The organism is Arthrobacter sp. OV608 (assembly GCA_900110595.1).
In the GTDB taxonomy this organism is placed as follows: Bacteria; Actinomycetota; Actinomycetes; order Actinomycetales; family Micrococcaceae; genus Arthrobacter.
In genome coordinates this window covers 1-18121 of the sequence record FOEZ01000031.1, presented here as the reverse complement: position 1 = coordinate 18121, position 18121 = coordinate 1, and the positions used below count along the sequence as shown (strand labels likewise).

The window sequence follows — 18121 nt, the reverse complement described above, 5'->3', positions numbered from 1 at the left end:
GGACCGCCTCCACGGCGCCCCCGAAGCCCTCGCCGCCCTCAAAAAGTTCGACTTCCCGCCGTCGAACACCTCCTTCGACGCCGCCTTCAAGCAGTAAGGATGGGTGATTCATAGGCCCTTCTGAGCACGAAGTCGTCGCCATCTCGCCAGTGCTGTCTTCAAGCCCCCCGCTTGAAGACAGCACTGGCATTTGCCGTGTAATTACCCAAGCCGCGCGTCAAAGCGCCGCCGGTACTCCGTGGGCGTTGTGGAAAAGGAGGCGGCGAAGTTTTGACGCAGGGTGACCGCGTTGCCAAAGCCGCAGTCGGTGGCGACCTGGTCAATCGACAGGTCTGTTGTCTCCAGCAGCCGCCGGGCTGCGTCGAGGCGGCGGGCGCGGATCCAGGCCGCCGGCGTGGTCCCGGTAGCTGCCCGGAAGGCGCGGACAAAGGTGCGGCGGCTCAGGTGCGCCTGGGCCGCCAACCGGTCAATGGTCAGCGGTTCGCCCAGGCGGCCCAGCGCCCATTCGAGCAAGTGCGAGATCGGGTCATCTGTGGAGCGCTCCGGCACGGGGTGCTCGATGTATTGCGCCTGTCCGCCCTCCCGGTGCGGGGCGATGACCAGGCTGCGTGCCACGTGGTTCGCGGCTTCCGCTCCCAGCTTGGCGCGCACGAGGTGCAGGCAGGCGTCCAACGCGGAGGCAGTGCCGGCGGAAGTCAGGACGTCGCCGTGGTCGATGTAAAGGACAGATTGGTCCAGCGCGACATTGGGGTGCCGCGTAGCAAGGGAGTCGAATGCCTGCCAGTGCGTAACGGCCCGGCGGCCCGCGAGCAGGCCGGCGTCGGCTACGGGGATCGCACCCAGGCACAACCCCAAAATCGGGGCCCCGCGCCCGTGTGCCCCTTGGAGCACCTGCCGCAGCGAATCACTGGGGACGCGCCCGTCGTCGAACCATGAAGGCACCACCACCACGTCCGCTTCTTCCGCGGCCTCCGGCCCTCTTACCTCGCCCAGCCGGTAGCCCTCAGCGGTGGTGATTCCGCCTGCCTGCTCAGAAAAAAGGACAGTCTTCCACCCGGCAAGGCCCTGGCGGGCCACCTCGTCAAAAACCATCTGTGGAACGGCCAGGTGGAACATTGTCGCCCCATCGAAGGCGTATACCGCGATCTTCAAAAGTGCCCTTTCCCTATCCTTGGCCCAAATCCATCGTACATTTGCCTTCGTGCCACTGTCGGCGGGCATGGGTAGCGGGAAGACTGGAAACCTCGCCAAAAGGCAGTGAAGAGAAACCCAGGGAGAAACAAGAACATGACCAGCCCCCGCCGCGCCCTCATCCTCATCGACGTGCAGCAGCAGTACTTCAGCGGCCCCCTCGAGATCCAGTACCCGCCGCACCAGGAGTCCCTGCCCACCATTGCAAAGGCCATCGACGCCGCCACCGCCGCGGGCATTCCCGTTGCCGTCATCCAGCACTCGGCAGGCGAAGGCGCGCCAGTCTTTGCGCCCGGCACGCCCGGCTTCGAGCTGCACCCAGAGATTGAACGCCGCAAAACCACCGAATGGAAGTCACTGGTCAAGCAGTACGGCTCCGTCTACGCCGGCACGGACCTCGCTGACTGGCTGCGGCAGCACGACGTCGACACGGTCACCTTGGCCGGCTACATGACCAACAACTGCGTGCTCGCCTCCGCCGTGGAGGCAGAGTTCCTCGGCTTCAGCACCGAGGTCCTCTCAGACGCCACCGGCGCCATCAACCTGGCGAATGAGGCAGGCTCCGCCGACGCGAAGAATGTGCACACCACACTCCTTACGCTGCTGAACTCGAACTGGGCAGCCGTGGCCGATACCGCTACCTGGACCAACGCTCTGCACACCCGGCAGACCCTCTCACGGAGCGATCTTGGCAGCTCAGCCATCGCCGGCTCGGAACTCGTCCCCCAGGCCTAAACGGCGGCCCCGGGCCTCCCAGCCTGCTTGCGGCGCGAGGCCCGGGAACATCCCCAGCAACCGCGCCGTTGCAAACACGGGGACCAAGCCTCACCGGATTTCAAGGAATGTTTACATGAAGTGGATTCTTCTCGCCGGCGCGATCCTGAGTGAGGTGACGGCGTCGCTCTCCTTGAAAGCGGCCCTGGACAACCCCGTGTTCTTCGTCGTTGTGGTTGCGGGCTACGCCGCATCCTTTGGCTTCCTCGCAGCAGTCCTCCGGAAGGGCCTTGGCCTGGGGGTTGCCTACGGCATCTGGGCCGCGCTGGGAGTGACACTCACGGTGCTGCTGGCCGCCCTTTTCTTTGGCGAGGCGCTGACCCCGATGATGATGATCGGCGTCGCGATGGTCATTAGCGGAGTGCTGTGCGTTGAACTGGGATCTCATAAGGAGCCGGCACAAGAACCGGAACAAGAAATGGTGAGCTCATGATGTGGCTGCTGCTGGCAGGGGCCATCCTCACCGAGGTGACCGCCACCCTCTTCCTGCGCGTCGCTTCCACCGGCAAGCGGCGCTGGTACCTGCCGGTCGCCGTCGGGTACGTCCTGGCGTTCACGCTCCTCACCCTGACCCTAAACCAGGGCATGAGCCTCGGAGTGGCCTACGGCATCTGGGCAGCAGCCGGCGTCGCACTGACTGCCCTGGCCAGCCGTATCTTCTTCAAAGAGACGATTACCCCTGTGATGATGCTCGGGCTGGGCCTGATTATTGGCGGCGTCCTGCTCATCGAACTCGGGGCGGCCCACTAAGGCCATGATTGAGTCCTGACGACGGCGGTGGGCACCAACGCAACGACGCCGCTGCCCGCACAGGCGGGCAACGGCGTCGTACGTTTGCTCTCAGGCTTTTTGCGCCTCAAGGTCCTCAAGGGACTTGCCCCTGGTATCCGAGGACAGGAAGGTGGCCACGGCCGCGGCCACGGAGATACCGAAGGTGATCATGCCGATGACCATCGGAACGTTGGTGGAGCCCGGAGGTGCCACTGCGGTGAAGATGCTCGGGAAGAAAGAGGCGATCATCAGGCCGACGTTCTGGGATACGGCAAAGCCGGTGACCCGGATCCGCATGGGGAACTGTTCCTGGAAGAAGGTGGCGAACGTGGCGTTCCACATCTGGAAGAAGATGCCCTGCACGATCAGGACGCAGGCAAAGACGAGGAACAGGCTCCTCTGGTCGATGGCCCACAGGTAGCCCCAGGTCAGGAGGCCGCCGCCCAGGCCGCCGGCAATCATCAGCGTTTTACGGCCGATTTTGTCGGACAGGGCGCCGAAGACGGGGATGGTGATGACGGCAGCGATGTTGGCCACGAGCGTTACCCAGAGGAACTCGCTGCTGGAGAATCCAATGCCGTAGCCCTTCTGTGTGGCGTACGAGACGCCGAAGATCAGCGTGGCCATGCCCACCACGTTGGTGAAGGTCATGATGATGCAGCGGATCAGGACGCGCGGATGGGTCCGCATCAGGTCAACCAGCGGGAAGCGGCGCTTTGCCTGGCCCGCTTCGGACTGCGCGAGGTAGGCCGGCGGTTCCTGGACCCGGCGGCGGATGATGTATCCGGCCAGGATCACGAAGGCGCTGAGCAGGAATGGGATGCGCCAGCCCCACGTCTCGAACTGGTCCTTGGGCAGCAGCGCGGACAGGGGAAGCAGCACAGCGGTGGCCAGGATGGAGCCCACCTGGGTTCCCTGCAGGCTGAAGCTCGCGAAGAAGCCGCGCCGGGCGTCCGGGGAATGCTCAACGATCATTGCGCTGGCTCCGCCCAATTCGCCAGCGACGGCGAAGCCCTGGATGAGGCGGAGGATCACCAGCAGGGCGGGCGCGAGGAGGCCCACCTGGCCATAGGTAGGCAGGAGTCCCACGGCGAAGGTGGCGAACCCCATGAGCAGCATCGCGAAAACGAGGACGTTTTTGCGGCCGTGCTTGTCACCGATGGCGCCCAGGACGATCGCGCCCATCGGACGGGAAACATATCCGACGGCGTACGTCGCCAGCGAGGCGATGATCGCCACGGTGGGGTTTCCCGAGGGGAAGAAGATGGCCGGGAAGACCAGCGTCGCAGCGAGCGAGTAGAGGGCAAAGTCGTAGTACTCGAGGGCGCCGCCGATCCAGCCGCTCATCGCGGCCTTCTTCGGATCCCTGCCTTGATGGCCGGCGTCGAGCTTTTGTGGGGTGTCCGCGGCGGGAATGGTGGTCATGCGCTGGTTTCCTTCGGCGTCTTTGGCAAAGAACCGGAAGTCTTTCCGGCTGGGGCTTTTTCTCGTGACGGCTGGCGGGCTGGCACGGGACAGGCAGTTTTCTTATCTGTCAGGGCTTCTTGAATCGTTTCATAAATTCTATCGAGTGATGGGCGACACGTCAAAGCCCCCTTCTGCGGCCCGTGCCGCCGCCACGTCAAGGGCACTACCGCGGTTCCCGCAAGGAGAAAATCCGCGGGTTCTCGAATGGCTTAAGGGGCTCTCCCCCGGGCCCCCTCTCATGGTCAAATGGGAAGGTTGAACCGGCTGCCCGAGTCCGCTCCACGGCCTCGGCCATAGGGAAGGAAGCACATGACCGATCCACAGGACCATCCTCCGGTCCCCACCCCTGGAAGCGCGCAAGGCCTGGACAGCAAGGCCGAGGGCGGGTGCCCGGTGGACCACGGCAGCGTCACCTCGCACGGCAGCGAGAGTGAGAACCCGGCCATTGACTCCCCCGAGCCCAAGGGGCACCGGCCGCGGACGGTCGCGGACTGGTGGCCCAACCAGCTGGACCTCTCCGTGCTGCACTCCAACCACCCGGCGGGCAACCCGCTGGGCCCCTCGTACAACTACCGCGAGGAGTTCCAAAAGCTCGACGTCGAGGCCCTCAAGCAGGACATCACCGAGGTCCTCACCACGTCCCAGGACTGGTGGCCCGCAGACTTCGGCCACTACGGCGGCCTGATGATCCGGCTCAGTTGGCACGCAGCAGGCACCTACCGTGTCCACGACGGCCGCGGTGGTGCAGGCGACGGCAGCCAGCGCTTTGCCCCATTGAACAGCTGGCCGGACAACGCCAACCTGGACAAGGCACGGCGGCTGCTGTGGCCGGTCAAGCAGAAGTACGGCCAGAAGCTTTCCTGGGCCGATCTTCTGGTCCTCGCGGGCAACGTGGCCCTGGAGTCCATGGGCTTTAAGACCTTTGGTTTCGCCTTCGGCCGTGAGGACGTCTGGGAGCCCGAAGAGATTTTCTGGGGGCCTGAGGACACCTGGCTCGGCGACGAGCGCTACATCGGCGAAGGCCAGATGTCCGAGGACGTGGGCTCCACCGAGATGGGCCTGATCTACGTCAACCCCGAGGGGCCCATGGGCAACCCGGATCCCAAACTGGCGGCAGCGTTCATCCGCGAGACGTTCAAGCGCATGGCGATGAACGACGAGGAAACCTTCGCGCTGATCGCCGGTGGCCACACCTTTGGCAAGACCCACGGCGCCGGTGATGCCGATGCCCACGTTGGCCCCGAACCGGAAGGCGCCGACCTCGAAGCACAGGGGCTGGGCTGGCTCAGTACCTACGGCAGCGGCAAGGGCGGCGACACCATCACCTCCGGCCTCGAAGTCACCTGGACGGACCGGCCCACCCAGTGGAGCAGCCGCTTCCTGGAGATCCTGTTCGAGTACGAGTGGGAGCTCGTCAAGAGCCCCGCCGGCGCCCACCAGTGGGTCGCCAAGGATGCCCCGGAGATCATCCCGGACGCTCACGATCCGGAGAAAAAGCACCGGCCCACCATGCTGACCACTGACCTGTCGCTGCGCTTCGACCCGGTCTACGAGGAAATCGGGCGGCGCTTCCTGAAGAACCCGGACGAGTTCCAGCTCGCCTTTGCCAAGGCCTGGTACAAGCTGCTGCACCGCGATATGGGACCTGTTGGCCCGCACATGCTCGGACCCTGGGTTCCTGAAGCCCAGCTGTGGCAGGATCCCATCCCCACCGTGAACCACGAGTTGATCGGCGAGCAGGACATCGCCTCGCTCAAGGCAAAGCTCCTGGACTCGGGCCTGTCCGTCTCCCAATTGGCCACCACAGCCTGGGCCGCCGCCTCTACCTACCGCAAGACCGACAAGCGCGGCGGGGCCAACGGTGCACGGATCCGGCTGGAGCCCCAAAGCGGGTGGGAGGTGAACGAGCCCGAGCAGCTTTCGACGGCGTTGCAGGCCATCGAGAGAGTGCAGGAGGAGTTCAACTCGTCCCAAGCCAACGGACAGGTGTCGCTCGCGGACTTGATCGTCCTCGGCGGCTGTGCCGCGGTGGAGAAAGCCGCGAGCGACGCCGGGTTCCCCGTCACTGTGCCGTTCCGTCCAGGTCGCACCGATGCAGCCCAGGACCAGACCGACGTCGAGTCCTTCCAGTACCTGAAGCCGCGAGCGGACGGATTCCGCAACTACGTGAGGCCCGGCGAGAAGCTCCAGCCGGAGACGCTCCTGCTGGACAAGGCGTACCTGCTGGACCTCTCGGCTCCGGAAATGACGGCGCTCATCGGCGGCATGCGCGCCCTCGGCACCAACGTGGGAGGCTCCAAGCACGGCGTCCTCACCGACAGGCCGCAGGTCCTGACGAACGACTTCTTCGTCAACCTCCTGTCACCGGGCACCAAGTGGAAGGCATCCGAGTCGGAGGAGAACGTCTACGAGATCACCGATGTTGCCACCGGCGAACTGAAGTGGACGGCAACCCCCGTGGACCTGGTCTTCGGTTCCAACTCCCAGCTCCGGGCACTGTCCGAGGTCTACGCCAGCGACGACGCCGGGGAGAAGTTCGTCAACGACTTCGTGGCGGCCTGGGTAAAGGTCATGGAGCTGGACCGCTTCGACCTGAAGTGAGTCCGATGTAGTACAGACGCGTCTGGGCCGGCTGCATTGTGCAGCCGGCCCGGACGCAGTTCTGCTCCGGCACCTTCACCGCATACTCGCGCGGTTAGCGCAACCGGATTAGCCTGACGTTTATGAGGCAGTCTGCCGCTCGCGCAAGGGACTGGATCGGCACCATCCTGTTCCTGTTCCTTGCGCCGGGCATCGTGGCGGGCGTCATCCCGTGGCTCATTTCCGGCTGGCGGCCGCATGACTGGGGAGGCGCAGCCTGGGTGGTGCCGGTTGCCTGGATCGCAATAATCCTCGGAGTGGCTTTCCTCCTGCATGCCTTCGCGCTGTTTGCCCTGCACCGAGGGACGCCCGCGCCGGTCGCTCCAACTGAGACACTTGTGGTCACCGGCGCCTACCGGCATGTGCGAAACCCGATGTATCTCGCGGTGCTCGCCATCATCCTCGGCCAGGCGCTGCTGTTCGGCAGCTGGTGGCTGGTGCTCTACGCAGCGATTGCCCTCACTGCAGTGGTCACGTTTGTGCTGGGCTACGAGGAGCCCACCCTCACTGAGACCTACGGCGAGCAGTACCTTGACTACAAGCGCAACGTCCCGGGATGGTGGCCGCGGCTCACGCCGTGGCGGAGGTGACAGCAGCCAAACAGTCCGCCTGCGCCGCCTGCACCCATCGTCCTGGTCAGGACGCTTTTGGTGAGGTTTCCAGGACCAACGAAGCGAGTTCCTTGGCCAACCGGACCGCGTCCGTGTGCGCGTCGAGCTGCGAATTTGCCACCGCGCCGTCGTAGAGCAGGCCGAGGCGGGCCGAAACGCCGGCAGCATCGGCAAAACCGGCTTCCTTGGACAGCGCCAGGAGCATGTTGCTGAGCCAGTCACGGAAAGTACGCAGGGCTTTGGCCTCAACACTGCCCGGCAGCGCTTCAGCATTCGCATTGGCAAACGCGCAGCCTTTGTAGCCGGGCTCGCTGACGGCCTCCTGCAGAGCGTCAAACATGGCGAGCAGTTTATCGACCGGATCTTCCAGGCCTTGCTGGTACCGTGCGATCCGGTCACGCCGGCGCTGGTCACGGCTGGCGAGATAGGCGGCCACGAGCTCGTCCTTGCCGGAGAAGTTGTAGAAGAGCGAACCCTTCGCAACCCCGGCCTCTTCGATAACCCGGTCGATCCCGACAGTGTGGACACCCTCGGCGTAGAACAATTTGTCCGCCGCTTCTAGGAGTCGTTGACGGGCAGGGACTCGGGTGGAAGTCATAAAAAGAGTTTATCAGACAGATCTGTCTAAATTGGCTTGACTTGCTTGTACCGATCTGTCTAAATGGTTCTTGTTAGACCATTCTGTCTAAGGAGACTCATCTTGCCCCGTCTGCTCTCACCCCGTTTATCCTTCGCGGGACTGGCCGCAGTTTTTGCTGCGTTCTTTTTCGCCGCTGGTGCCCCAACACCGCTCCTCTCACTCCGTCAGCAGGAATGGGGATTCTCTGCGGGAACCCTGACCATCGCCTTCTCGATTTATGCGTTAGGGCTGCTGGCCTCCCTCCTGGTGGGCGGTTCACTCTCGGACCACATCGGCCGCCGGCCGGTGATGCTCGCCGCCCTGTACGGAGAACTGGCTTCCATGCTGGTGTTCCTGTTTGCCCCAAGCATCACCTGGCTGATCCTGGCCCGCGCCCTTCAGGGCCTGGCCACCGGGCTGGCCACCAGCGCCTTCAACGCGGCCATCGTTGAGCAAGCACCCGCCCACCTGAAGAAATTCGCCGGCGCCCTGGCGGGAGCCTCGGTGGCTGGAGGCCTGGGCATCGGTGCGCTGCTGGCTGGAGTTGCGGTCCAGTTCAGCCCGGACGCCAACACACTCATTTTCGCGGCCCTCAGCGGAGTCATGGTGCTAGCCATTGCTTTTGTTGGCCGCACCGGTGAAACAACTGCAAAACGGCCGGGCGCACTCCGGTCACTCACCCCGCGCCTTGAACTCCCCGCCGGTATCCGGGGCGAGTTCTATGCCGGTATTCCGGTGCACATCGCCGGCTGGATGTTCCCGGCGCTCTTCCTGGGGCTTTCCCCCGCGGTGCTCCGGCTCCACTTCGCCGTGGAGGGGGGTCTGGCAGCTGGGTTCACCTCATTCCTCGGCCCGTTCGCGGCGGCGGTTTCAAGTTTCATGTTTGCCCGGCACCCTGCACGGCGCAGCACCCTCCTGGGCGTGATCCTCATCCTCGCCGGCATAGTCCTGGTCCTTCTCGGAATCAACGAAACCTGGCTGCCCGCCGTCTGGGTTGGTGCGGCGCTGGGCGGTATCGGCTTTGGTGGTTCGTTCGGCGGCCAGCTTCGGCTGATCGCCCCGCACATCCAGCCGCACCAGCGCGCCGGCGTCTTCTCCGGTATCTACGCCGCCGCGTACCTTGCCTTCAGCGTCCCGTTGATCATCGCCGGCCAGCTCGTGCCCCTCCTCGGACTGGTTCCCACCCTGCAGTCCTACGCCGCAGTCATCATGGCTTTCGCAGCCCTGGGCATCGTCATCCAGGCCGCACGGATGCGGCAGGACAGGGTGCCCAAACCAGTCCCCGCCGGTTCTGCAGCCTGACCTGAAGTTCCTGCTGTCGTTGACACCGCCAACCCTGCGAATTTAGGCTCCTGCCATCGTGGGCCAAAGGAGAAGGAGCCGAGCTGTGAACCAGGACAACGGGCGGTTGCGGGACTGGCTTGGCCGCCTTGGCTTCGGGGGCACCGGGGTGGGCAACCTGTACCGCGCCATCTCCGATGAGCAGGCGACTGAAACTTTGGAGGCGGCGTGGGATTCCGGGATCCGCTACTTCGATACAGCACCGCATTACGGGCTGGGCCTGTCCGAGCGGCGAATGGGCGAGGCCCTGGCGGAGAAACCACGGGGGGAATTCGTCCTCTCCACCAAGGTGGGCAGGGTCCTGGTGCCGTCGCCTGCAACCGAAGATGCACGGGATCCGGAGGGCTTCGATGTGCCCGCTGTTCTGAGGCGCGAGTGGGATCCTTCGGAGGCCGGGGTGAGGCGCAGCATCGAAGACTCGCTGGAACGGCTGTGCCTGGACTACATCGACATCGCCCACCTGCATGATCCCGACGTGTACAGCATGGAAGACGCCGTGAAGTCGGCGCTGCCTGCCCTGGAGAAAGTCCGGGCCGAGGGTCTCGTCCGCGCCATCGGCGTCGGCACCAACACTGCCGGCGCTGCCCTCCAGTGCGTCGAAGCGGCAGACCTGGACTTCCTGATGCTGGCCGGCAGGTTCACCATGCTGGAGCAGCCCGGCTCGGACGGCCGTCCAGGCGGGGGCCTGCTGGACCGTTGCCTGGAGCTGGGCACCGGGGTGGTGAGTGTCGGCGTCTACAACTCCGGGATCCTCGCCAAGCCCGAATTGCCTTCCGATGCGCACTACAACTACTCCCAGGCCAGCGAAGAGATCCTGGAACGCGCCAGGCAACTGGCTCGAGTCTGCAACGACCACGGCGTGGAACTTCCCACCGCGGCCATCCAGTTCCCCTTCCGCCACCCCGCCGTCGTCAACGTCACCGTGGGAGCCAGCAAGCCGGAACAGATCAGCCAGAGCGCCGAGCGCATGGCCGCAGAGGTTCCCGAGGAGTTGTGGCAGGACCTGCAGAAGCGCGGCCTGATCCCGGCCTGACCAGCACCGACAGAAGCTGGCCGCACGCCTGAACAAGAAAATTCTTGTTGAATCCCTCCAAAATGGCGCCCTGTGGAGAGAACTAGCGTCTGCTGTGAGGCATTTCCACGGCAAGCGCAAAGGACCCATCCATGACGATTCAGGCGAACGTGCCCACCAGCCCGACCTCCGCGAACGCCGGCAACGGGCACCAAAGCAAGGGGCACCAAGGCAAGGGCTACCAAATCCTGCAGACGGCCCGCCGGCAGGTTCTGGAGGACGGCATCGGCCTGACCCAGGCCCAGCTCGAAGAGATCCTCCGCCTCCCGGATGAAGCACTTCCGGCCGCGCTCGAGCTGGCGCACCAGGTCCGGCTCCGGCACTGCGGCGAGGACGTGGAGGTGGAAGGAATCATCTCCATCAAGACCGGCGGCTGCCCAGAGGACTGCCATTTCTGCAGCCAGTCCGGCCTGTTCGACTCGCCCGTCCGCGGCGTCTGGCTGGATATCCCGGAACTGGTCAAAGCCGCCAAGGAAACCGCCGCCACCGGAGCTACCGAGTTCTGCATCGTCGCCGCGGTCCGCGGCCCGGACATCAAGCTGATGAACCAGATCAAGTTCGCCATCGACCGTATTAATGAAGAAGTGGACATCAACATCGCCTGCTCACTGGGCATGCTCACGCAGCGCCAGGTGGACCAGCTGGCGGGTTGGGGCGTCCACCGCTACAACCACAACCTCGAAACAGCGCGCAGCTACTTCCCCAAAGTCGTGACCACCCACACCTACGAGGAACGGCTGGAAACCTGCGCCATGGTCAAGGACGCCGGCATGGAACTGTGCTGCGGCGCCCTGATCGGCATGGGCGAAAGCCTGGAGCAGCGGGCCGAACTGGCCGCCCAGCTCGCCGCCCTGGAACCGCACGAAGTCCCGCTCAACTTCCTCAACCCCCGCCCCGGGACCCCGCTGGAAAACCAGGGCATCATGGACGGCAAGGATGCCCTCCGCGCCATCGCCGCCTTCCGCCTGGCCATGCCCCGCACCGTGCTCCGGTACGCCGGGGGCCGTGAACTCACTTTGGGTGACCTCGGCACGCGCGACGGCCTGCTCGGTGGAATCAACGCCGTCATCGTCGGCAACTACCTCACCACACTGGGCCGTCCCGCCACCGCAGACTTGGACCTGCTCGTGGACCTCAACATGCCCATCAAGGAACTCCAGAAGACCCTATGAAAGAGGTTTCGACAAGGTCAACCACCGGGAACACAGCTGGCTCAACCACCGGGAGTACAGCCACAACCACCGGAAACTTTTGCGGGCACTGCGGCGAGGCGTCCGACGGCGGCGACGGCCCGCCGTCGGACGTTCACCAACGCTGCGGCGAGCGTCTGGCGATGGAGCCGCCCCGCTACTGCGGCTTGTGCCGGCGGCGCATGAAAGTCCAGGTGACACCGCTGGGCTGGACGGCCGAATGCTCCCGGCACGGAATGTTTGCCTCCTAGGGAGCAGCCCGAAACGTAGGATCTTGTGATGGCCCAACTTGTCGCTCCCAACATAAAACTCCACTCGTCCTGGCTCGAAGCAGCCGCAGAGTTCGCTGGCACCCGGCAGGACGGGTCGGGCACGGACGGCTGGGACCCGGATCAACTCAAGGATGCCGGTGGATTCCGCCGCTTCGTGGACGCCCTTGTCAGCGATGCATTGCCCGAAAGCCCCAGGAAGCCCGGCATGGTGCCCTGCACCTATCTGTGGATCGTGGACGGCGGCACGTTCCTCGGCTCCCTGGCCATCAGGCATGAACTGACCGAGTACCTCCGCAACGAGGGCGGGCACATCGGCTACAGCGTCAGGCCATCAGCCAGGCGGCGAGGCCACGCCGCACAGGCTTTGGCTGACGCCATCCCCCTGGCCGGCGGGCTGGGAATCCCCCGGGTGCTGCTGACCTGCGATGAGGACAACGCCGGCTCCCGGGCCACCATCGAGAAGAACGGTGGAACCTACGAGGACAGCCGCAACGGCAAACGCCGCTACTGGATCGGAACCGGGTCCTAAAAACGCACTCCTTGTCTAATACCGGCCCGCGCTTCTAAAATTAGAGAACCTACTTTTAGAAGGAGTTCACGATGCAGTGGCGGGGTCCGTTAATGTGGATCCGGCATTCGGCGCTGACGCGCCCAGGCCGGGTGAGCTGACATGGACTGGCAGGGCTGGGCGCTGTTCGGGCTGGTGGCAACCTCCGTGCTGACCGCCGTCATGATTGCCGCCCAGATGGCCGGGCTCACCCGCCTCGACCTGCCCCTGGTCCTCGGGACGCTGATCACCCCAGACCCGGACAAAGCACGGGTGGCAGGCTTCTTCATCCACCTCGCCGCGGGGCAGGCATTTGCCCTGGGCTACGCCGCCGTCTTCGCGCTCCTGCACCAGGCAACCTGGTGGCTCGGGGCCCTGCTGGGACTCCTCCACGTCGGCGTTGCGCTGACGGTCATCCTGCCCCTGCTGCCCGGGATCCATCCAAGGATGGCCTCCACCAGGGCAGGACTCACCACCACCGCCGCACTGGAACCACCGGGCCTGCTGGCCCTGAACTACGGCATCCAGACGCCGGCCGTTGCCGTGGTGGCCCACGTGATCTACGGCGCCGTGCTGGGGCTCCTCCTGGGGGCACGATGAGCCTGGACCACCTGGACCCCGCCCCGCTGCCATGCGAGCGGCCCGCCGAAGCCGCGGCCCAGGCAAGGCCCACACCCATCGCGGACTACGGGCTCCTCGGCGACACGCGGACAGCCGCGCTTGTCTCCGTTGACGGATCGGTGGACTGGCTTTGTGCTCCCGCGTTCGACGGCGAGCCCCTCTTTGGTGCCTTGCTGGGCGGACCGGAGGCGGGCAGCTTCCTCGTGGGGCCTGCCCGGCCCGCGGCAGTGGTCTCGCGCAGCTACCGCCACAACACGGCAACGCTGGAGACCGTGTGGGCCGTGGGCAACGGAAGGCTGACCCTCACTGAAGCCATGATCGCGGAAGTGGCGGGCCAGTTGTTGCCCACCACCATCATGGTCCGGCGCCTGGCCGTGGAAGGATCTCCCGTCCGGGCCTCTGTGCTTTTTGACCCGCGGCTTGGCGAACAGCACCGACAACCGCGCGTCCGCCAGGGGCGGGACGTCGTCTGCGAGTGGGGTCCGCTGGCGGTTTCACTGGCCGCGAGCCCCCGCCTCGATGTTGTGCCGGGACGGCTGCTGACGTTCGACGTCACACCGCAAGAGCCGCTGACACTTGTCCTTTCCTTGGCTTACGGCGAGCCGCTGATCCACGTAGACCCAGCCACTGCCTGGGACCTCGTCGGCCGGGATGAAGCATGCTGGCGGACCTGGGCGGAGGAGATCGACACGGCCATCCCGTTCCATACCGCGGTGGTGCGCAGCCTGCTCACGCTCCGCCTGCTGACCTACTCCCCCGCCGGGGCTCCGGTGGCGGCTCCCACCACCTCGCTGCCCGAGGACCCCGGCGGTATCCGCAACTGGGACTACAGGTACGCCTGGCCCCGTGACGCAAGCATCGGCGTCGGCGCCTTCCTGCGGGCCGGCAAAACGCGCGAGGCCGAGGACTTCCTCGGCTGGCTCCTGCACGCGAGCCGGTTGCAGCGGCCCCATCTGCCTGCGCTCCTGACGTTGACCGGAGGTCGTGTTCCGAAAGAGCGGAACCTGTCCCGCTGGCCGGGCTACGCCCAAAGCAGTCCGGTGAGGACTGGAAACCTGGCGGCCACCCAGCACCAGCTCGACGGTTACGGCTGGGTGCTGGACGCCGCCTGGGCCTTTGTGGAGCGGGGACGCAGGCTGAACTCGGAGACCTGGCGCGCGATGCGCGGCTTCGCGGATCTGGTTGCCGCCACCTGGGAAGCGCCCGACGCCGGAATCTGGGAAGTCCGCGGCGACGCCGCCCAGCACGTCCACTCCAAAGTCATGGCCTGGCTTGCGCTGGACCGTGCCCTCCGCATCGCGGCGACGCACCATGTGGGCAAGCGGCGGCGGCTCCGCTGGGAAACCACACGCAGCCGCATTGCCGCACAGGTACGGGCGCGGGGCTACGACCCCGCCAGGAACTCTTACATGCGCACGTATGGTTCTGACGACCTGGACGCTGCCCTGCTGGTGCTGCCGCTCACGGGCCTGGAAGAACCCGTTTCGCCCCGCCTGGCGGGAACAGTCGAGGCCATTCGCACGGAACTGTCCGCCGGATTCCCGCTGCTCTACCGCTATCCGCCCGGACAGGACGGCCTTCCCGGAACGGAAGGGGCATTCCTGCCCTGCTCGTTCTGGCTGGTCCAGGCACTGGCGAACACCGGTCAGCACAAAGACGCCGTTGCCCTGTTCGAGGCCCTGCTGGAGAAGGCCTCGCCGCTGGGGCTTTTCAGCGAGGAGATGGATCCGGCGTCGGGCAGCTTCCTGGGCAATTTTCCGCAGGCGCTCACCCACTCCGCCCTGGTCCAGGCCGCGCTGGCCCTCCGCGATACTGTGCGCCATCCCCAGCCGCCAACCGATTACGAAACACAGAGAGAAAAGGAGCAATGATGGAAAACCTCACAGCCCACCAGCGGTCCAAGCACCCTAAAAGCCCCTTGGCCGGACCCTATGGACACCCGCTCCACCCCACACTGGTGACCATCCCCATCGGCGCCTGGACAGCGAGCCTCGTGTTCGACGTCGTGGCGCTGTTCGGCAGCGACGACAAGCCCTTCCTCATCGGGGCGCAGTGGCTGGTGGGGATCGGCATCCTCGGCGCACTGGCCGCCGCCGTCTTTGGCCTCATGGATTTTGCGACCCTTGCCGGCGGAACACCCGCACACCGGACAGCCCTCATCCACATGTCCCTCAACCTCACCGCCGTGGCACTGTTTGCGGTGAGCTTCTTCCTTCGGCTGGGGTCCGCCAAGGAGGACTTCGCGCTCGTTCCGTTCATCCTGAGTGTGGTGGGCTATCTGGTCGTCGGCGCCTCGGGCTACCTTGGCGGGAAGCTCGCCTACCACTACGGCGTCAGGGTCGCCGACGAAAAGACGCAGGGCGAAGGGTTCGTGTAGACGCGCGCCGACGCTGCCGGCCGGAAAATGACGAAAGCCCCCGCGCGAGTTGAACTCCAGCGCGGGGGCTTTCTTTGCTTCCGTGTTGGGGGAAATAACGTGGAAACAGAGAGAAATCTACCGGCTGGTAACCATGTCAGCCGGTGATTTTGGCCTGGCTGCGCGATTCTTGATGGAACCTTGAGCCAAGCTGCTGCCGGGCCCACACCTGCGGGAGCGCGATCAGACGGGCAGCGCCAGCAGACGAACAGTTCAGTCGGACTCGGGCCTATCGGTTGCGTCCGGGTCCTCTTCGGGCTCGAAGGTGTTCGGCTCTCCATCAGCACCGATTCCCACGCCGTCCGCACCGCCAGGGATGCCGCCGTCGTTGTCCCCCTGGGAACCCTCGGTGCCGCCCTGCGGCTCGTCCTCAGGAAGGGAGTCGGGTGAGTTGATAGTCATTGTTCCTCCTTCAATGGCCGGGCCTCCACGCTAACAGCCCTGAGGCAGAAAGGCTCCGGCACGAGACAAGAAATTGTGTGCGCCACTAGCCCCCGACGTTCGGTACATGGCAATTGCCGACGGCGGGACGCAGCACAGTGTCGCGTCCCGCCGTCGCGCTTCATCCTCCGAGGTGGTGCACGGTGAAGGCGGTCAGGAACCCCACCGACGCCGTCAGCCCGGTGAGGTTGTGGTGCTGCTCGAAGGCCTCCGGGATCATGGTGTCCGCGAGCATCGCCAGGATTCCTCCTGCGGCCACTGCGGTAATGAGCGCAACAACTTCGCCGGGTGCGTCCTCCAGTGCTGCATAGCCAATCAGCGAGGACACGCCGCAGAGCAGCGCGATCCCGCCCCACATACCGAAGACATATCCAGCACTCCTGCCGGCCTTCTTCATGCCGGCGGTCCCGGAAAGCCCCTCGGGAACGTTGGAGATGAACACCGCTGCCATCATGGCCGGGCTCACCACGCCACCAGCCAGCATGCCCACGCCGAGCACCACGGATTCCGGGACACCGTCCAGCAATGCGCCCACGGCTATGGCCGTGCCGCTGCCGGGATCCTCGGATTCGGAGGGCTGCTGGTCCCCGGAGCGCTTGCGGTGTTTCGCGCCGGCCCGGGCAAGCAGCATGTTGGCGCCCACGTACACCACGGCCCCTGCCAGGAACCCCACCACGGTGGGCCACAGTCCGCCGCCCTGCACAGCCTCGTCCACCAGTTCGAAGGCCAGGGCAGAGATCAGTACGCCGGCGCCGAAGGACATGATGGAGGACACCAGCTTGGGCGGCAGGTTCCACCGCCAGGACAACGCGGCTCCCAGGACCAGGGCAGCACCGGCAGCAGTTCCCCACAGCAGCGCCTGAATCCATACCGGCACGTGTTCCCGCTTCCCGGCCCACTCGCGGAGCCTGTCTCACACAGCCGCCAACACAGGAGCCGGCAAGCCTCAAAAAGCCCAGCGTAGTACAGGCCGGAAACCGGGACCGGAAGGCGGGCCGGGAGGTGCACCTGGCAGTGCGTTCCTGCAGCGCCTGCCACCCGCCGTCGTACGGAGGACGCCACCACCTTGCGCAACATTGCCGGCGCTTCATTGACACACCCCGCGACTGATGCCATGCTCGTTACATGGACCTGTTGGACAGCTGGACAGCTAGACAAGAACCGGTGGTACGCGTTGGTGCGGCCGAGGCGGTTTTTGCTTCCCTCCGCGGTGCCATCGAAGCAGGCAAGATTCCGGTAGGCACCCGCTTGGACTCCGAAGCCTCGCTGGCCAAACAGTACGGTGTCAGCCGCACCATGGTCCGCGAAGCACTACGTTCCTGCACCGCCCTCGGACTGACTGCCACCCACACCGGCAAAGGCACCTTCGTCATCGCTGACAAAGTGGCGCAGGACCTCAAACTCGGAAAGTACTCCGCAAGTGCCCTTGTGGAGGCACGCCCCCATGTGGAGGTTCCCGCCGCCGGGCTTGCCGCCCAGCGGCGCACCAGTGAGGACCTGGAAGCGCTGCGGGAAATACTGCGCGAAATGTCTGACGCGAAAGACCTGCAGCAGTGGGTCCAGCTGAATACTGAATTCCATGTGACCATCGCCCGCTCCAGCGGAAACGGCGTCTTCGAGTCCTTCCTCTCGGATATTTGTGAGGCCATGGCCAACCAGTCCAACACCCTCAACCTTGTGGCCGACCGGCGCAAGGAATCGGGTGAAGAGCATGCACGCATCTTCGAGGCCATCGAACGCGGTTCGGCCGAGGACGCATCGCAGGCCATGACCATGCATCTGCACGGGGTGGAGTGTGCCCTGGGCACCGTCATCCCGGGCGGCGGGAAATCCGGGGCGGGCCTTACCGGCTAACTGCGCCCCGCCAACTCTCCCATCCCAACCAAAACCACCAGCTACTTCGCGTGCCGCCATCCGGTGTGGCTTCCGCGCGCCTTCACTCCGTACTACATCCATGCCTCCGGCCAGCCCCGGCGGCACCCCCAGACTTAGAGGACACCTTGACCACTCCGCACTCCCCCGCCAGCACCATCCCGGACCTCGCACCCGCACCTGTCCGGTCTGAGCATGATTTGCTGGGGGACCGGGATGTTCCGGCCGGGGCGTACTGGGGTGTGCACACGCTCCGGGCCGTGGAGAACTTTCCCA

19 protein-coding genes are annotated in these 18121 nt (G+C 65.3%); 14 read left to right on the top strand and 5 right to left on the bottom strand.

Going from position 1 to position 18121, the window contains the following annotated elements; genetic code table 11:
• Positions 1-201: 201 nt before the first annotated feature.
• The gene (locus tag BMX78_RS21595) at positions 202-1152 is read right to left on the bottom strand and encodes a GlxA family transcriptional regulator (RefSeq protein ID WP_170850910.1); all 951 of its coding nucleotides are present in this window, start codon (positions 1150-1152) and stop codon (positions 202-204) included.
• 135 nt (positions 1153-1287) lie between these two features.
• Between BMX78_RS21595 and BMX78_RS21590 the strand changes: the two genes are divergently transcribed.
• From BMX78_RS21590 to BMX78_RS21580, 3 genes are all read left to right on the top strand, one after another.
• Entirely contained in the window at positions 1288-1926 is a 639-nt protein-coding gene (locus BMX78_RS21590; protein ID WP_091424376.1) for an isochorismatase family protein, read from the top strand.
• A 115-nt stretch (positions 1927-2041) separates the two neighbouring features.
• On the top strand, positions 2042-2398 hold the full coding sequence (locus tag BMX78_RS21585; RefSeq protein ID WP_091424373.1) for a DMT family transporter: 357 nt from the start codon (positions 2042-2044) through the stop codon (positions 2396-2398).
• Positions 2395-2715, top strand: a complete 321-nt coding sequence (locus tag BMX78_RS21580) for a DMT family transporter (protein WP_091424369.1) — start codon at positions 2395-2397, stop codon at positions 2713-2715. Before BMX78_RS21585 ends, BMX78_RS21580 begins: the two co-directional genes overlap by 4 nt.
• 90 nt (positions 2716-2805) lie before the next feature.
• On the opposite strand, the gene BMX78_RS21575 is transcribed toward BMX78_RS21580, so the two are convergent.
• Positions 2806-4161 carry an MFS transporter gene (locus BMX78_RS21575; RefSeq protein ID WP_091424367.1) on the bottom strand — a complete coding sequence of 452 codons (1356 nt, stop codon included), beginning with the start codon at positions 4159-4161 and terminating at the stop codon, positions 2806-2808.
• A gap of 351 nt (positions 4162-4512) precedes the next feature.
• Between BMX78_RS21575 and katG the strand changes: the two genes are divergently transcribed.
• Together katG and BMX78_RS21565 are read left to right on the top strand one after the other, a co-directional pair.
• A complete protein-coding gene (gene katG, locus BMX78_RS21570; RefSeq protein ID WP_091424365.1) occupies positions 4513-6804 on the top strand; it encodes a catalase/peroxidase HPI in 2292 nt (763 codons plus the stop codon).
• Between the two features lie 122 nt (positions 6805-6926).
• On the top strand, positions 6927-7433 hold the full coding sequence (locus BMX78_RS21565) for a methyltransferase family protein (protein WP_091424362.1): 507 nt from the start codon (positions 6927-6929) through the stop codon (positions 7431-7433).
• 46 nt (positions 7434-7479) lie between these two features.
• On the opposite strand, the gene BMX78_RS21560 is transcribed toward BMX78_RS21565, so the two are convergent.
• Entirely contained in the window at positions 7480-8052 is a 573-nt protein-coding gene (locus tag BMX78_RS21560; protein ID WP_091424358.1) for a TetR/AcrR family transcriptional regulator, read from the bottom strand.
• Between the two features lie 102 nt (positions 8053-8154).
• On the opposite strand from BMX78_RS21560, the gene BMX78_RS21555 reads away from it, so the two are divergent.
• From BMX78_RS21555 to BMX78_RS21520, 8 genes are all read left to right on the top strand, one after another.
• Positions 8155-9375: an MFS transporter gene (locus tag BMX78_RS21555; RefSeq protein ID WP_286139215.1), complete on the top strand. Its 1221-nt coding sequence runs from the start codon at positions 8155-8157 to the stop codon at positions 9373-9375.
• Between the two features lie 85 nt (positions 9376-9460).
• Positions 9461-10447, top strand: coding sequence for an aldo/keto reductase (locus tag BMX78_RS21550; protein WP_091424354.1), 987 nt, complete (start codon positions 9461-9463; stop codon positions 10445-10447).
• 131 nt (positions 10448-10578) lie between these two features.
• A complete protein-coding gene (gene bioB / locus BMX78_RS21545) occupies positions 10579-11658 on the top strand; it encodes a biotin synthase BioB (protein WP_091424351.1) in 1080 nt (359 codons plus the stop codon).
• Positions 11655-11927: a biotin synthase auxiliary protein BsaP gene (gene bsaP, locus BMX78_RS23885; protein ID WP_091424348.1), complete on the top strand. Its 273-nt coding sequence runs from the start codon at positions 11655-11657 to the stop codon at positions 11925-11927. Before bioB ends, bsaP begins: the two co-directional genes overlap by 4 nt.
• Before the next feature lie 28 nt (positions 11928-11955).
• Entirely contained in the window at positions 11956-12477 is a 522-nt protein-coding gene (locus BMX78_RS21535) for a GNAT family N-acetyltransferase (RefSeq protein ID WP_091424345.1), read from the top strand.
• A gap of 141 nt (positions 12478-12618) precedes the next feature.
• Entirely contained in the window at positions 12619-13095 is a 477-nt protein-coding gene (locus BMX78_RS21530; protein WP_091424342.1) for a hypothetical protein, read from the top strand.
• On the top strand, positions 13092-14987 hold the full coding sequence (locus BMX78_RS21525; RefSeq protein WP_091424339.1) for a glycoside hydrolase family 15 protein: 1896 nt from the start codon (positions 13092-13094) through the stop codon (positions 14985-14987). Before BMX78_RS21530 ends, BMX78_RS21525 begins: the two co-directional genes overlap by 4 nt.
• Positions 14984-15493 carry a DUF2231 domain-containing protein gene (locus tag BMX78_RS21520; RefSeq protein WP_286139214.1) on the top strand — a complete coding sequence of 170 codons (510 nt, stop codon included), beginning with the start codon at positions 14984-14986 and terminating at the stop codon, positions 15491-15493. Before BMX78_RS21525 ends, BMX78_RS21520 begins: the two co-directional genes overlap by 4 nt.
• Positions 15494-15745: 252 nt before the next feature.
• Here the strand turns inward: BMX78_RS21520 and BMX78_RS21515 are convergent, their stop codons facing one another.
• Complete coding sequence (locus tag BMX78_RS21515; protein ID WP_091424334.1) at positions 15746-15934, bottom strand: hypothetical protein; 189 nt, start codon at positions 15932-15934, stop codon at positions 15746-15748.
• Positions 15935-16094: 160 nt separating this feature from the next.
• On the bottom strand, positions 16095-16850 hold the full coding sequence (locus tag BMX78_RS21510) for a ZIP family metal transporter (protein ID WP_091424331.1): 756 nt from the start codon (positions 16848-16850) through the stop codon (positions 16095-16097).
• 248 nt (positions 16851-17098) lie between these two features.
• Between BMX78_RS21510 and BMX78_RS21505 the strand changes: the two genes are divergently transcribed.
• A complete protein-coding gene (locus BMX78_RS21505; protein WP_091424328.1) occupies positions 17099-17827 on the top strand; it encodes a FadR/GntR family transcriptional regulator in 729 nt (242 codons plus the stop codon).
• Positions 17828-18121: the final 294 nt, after the last annotated feature.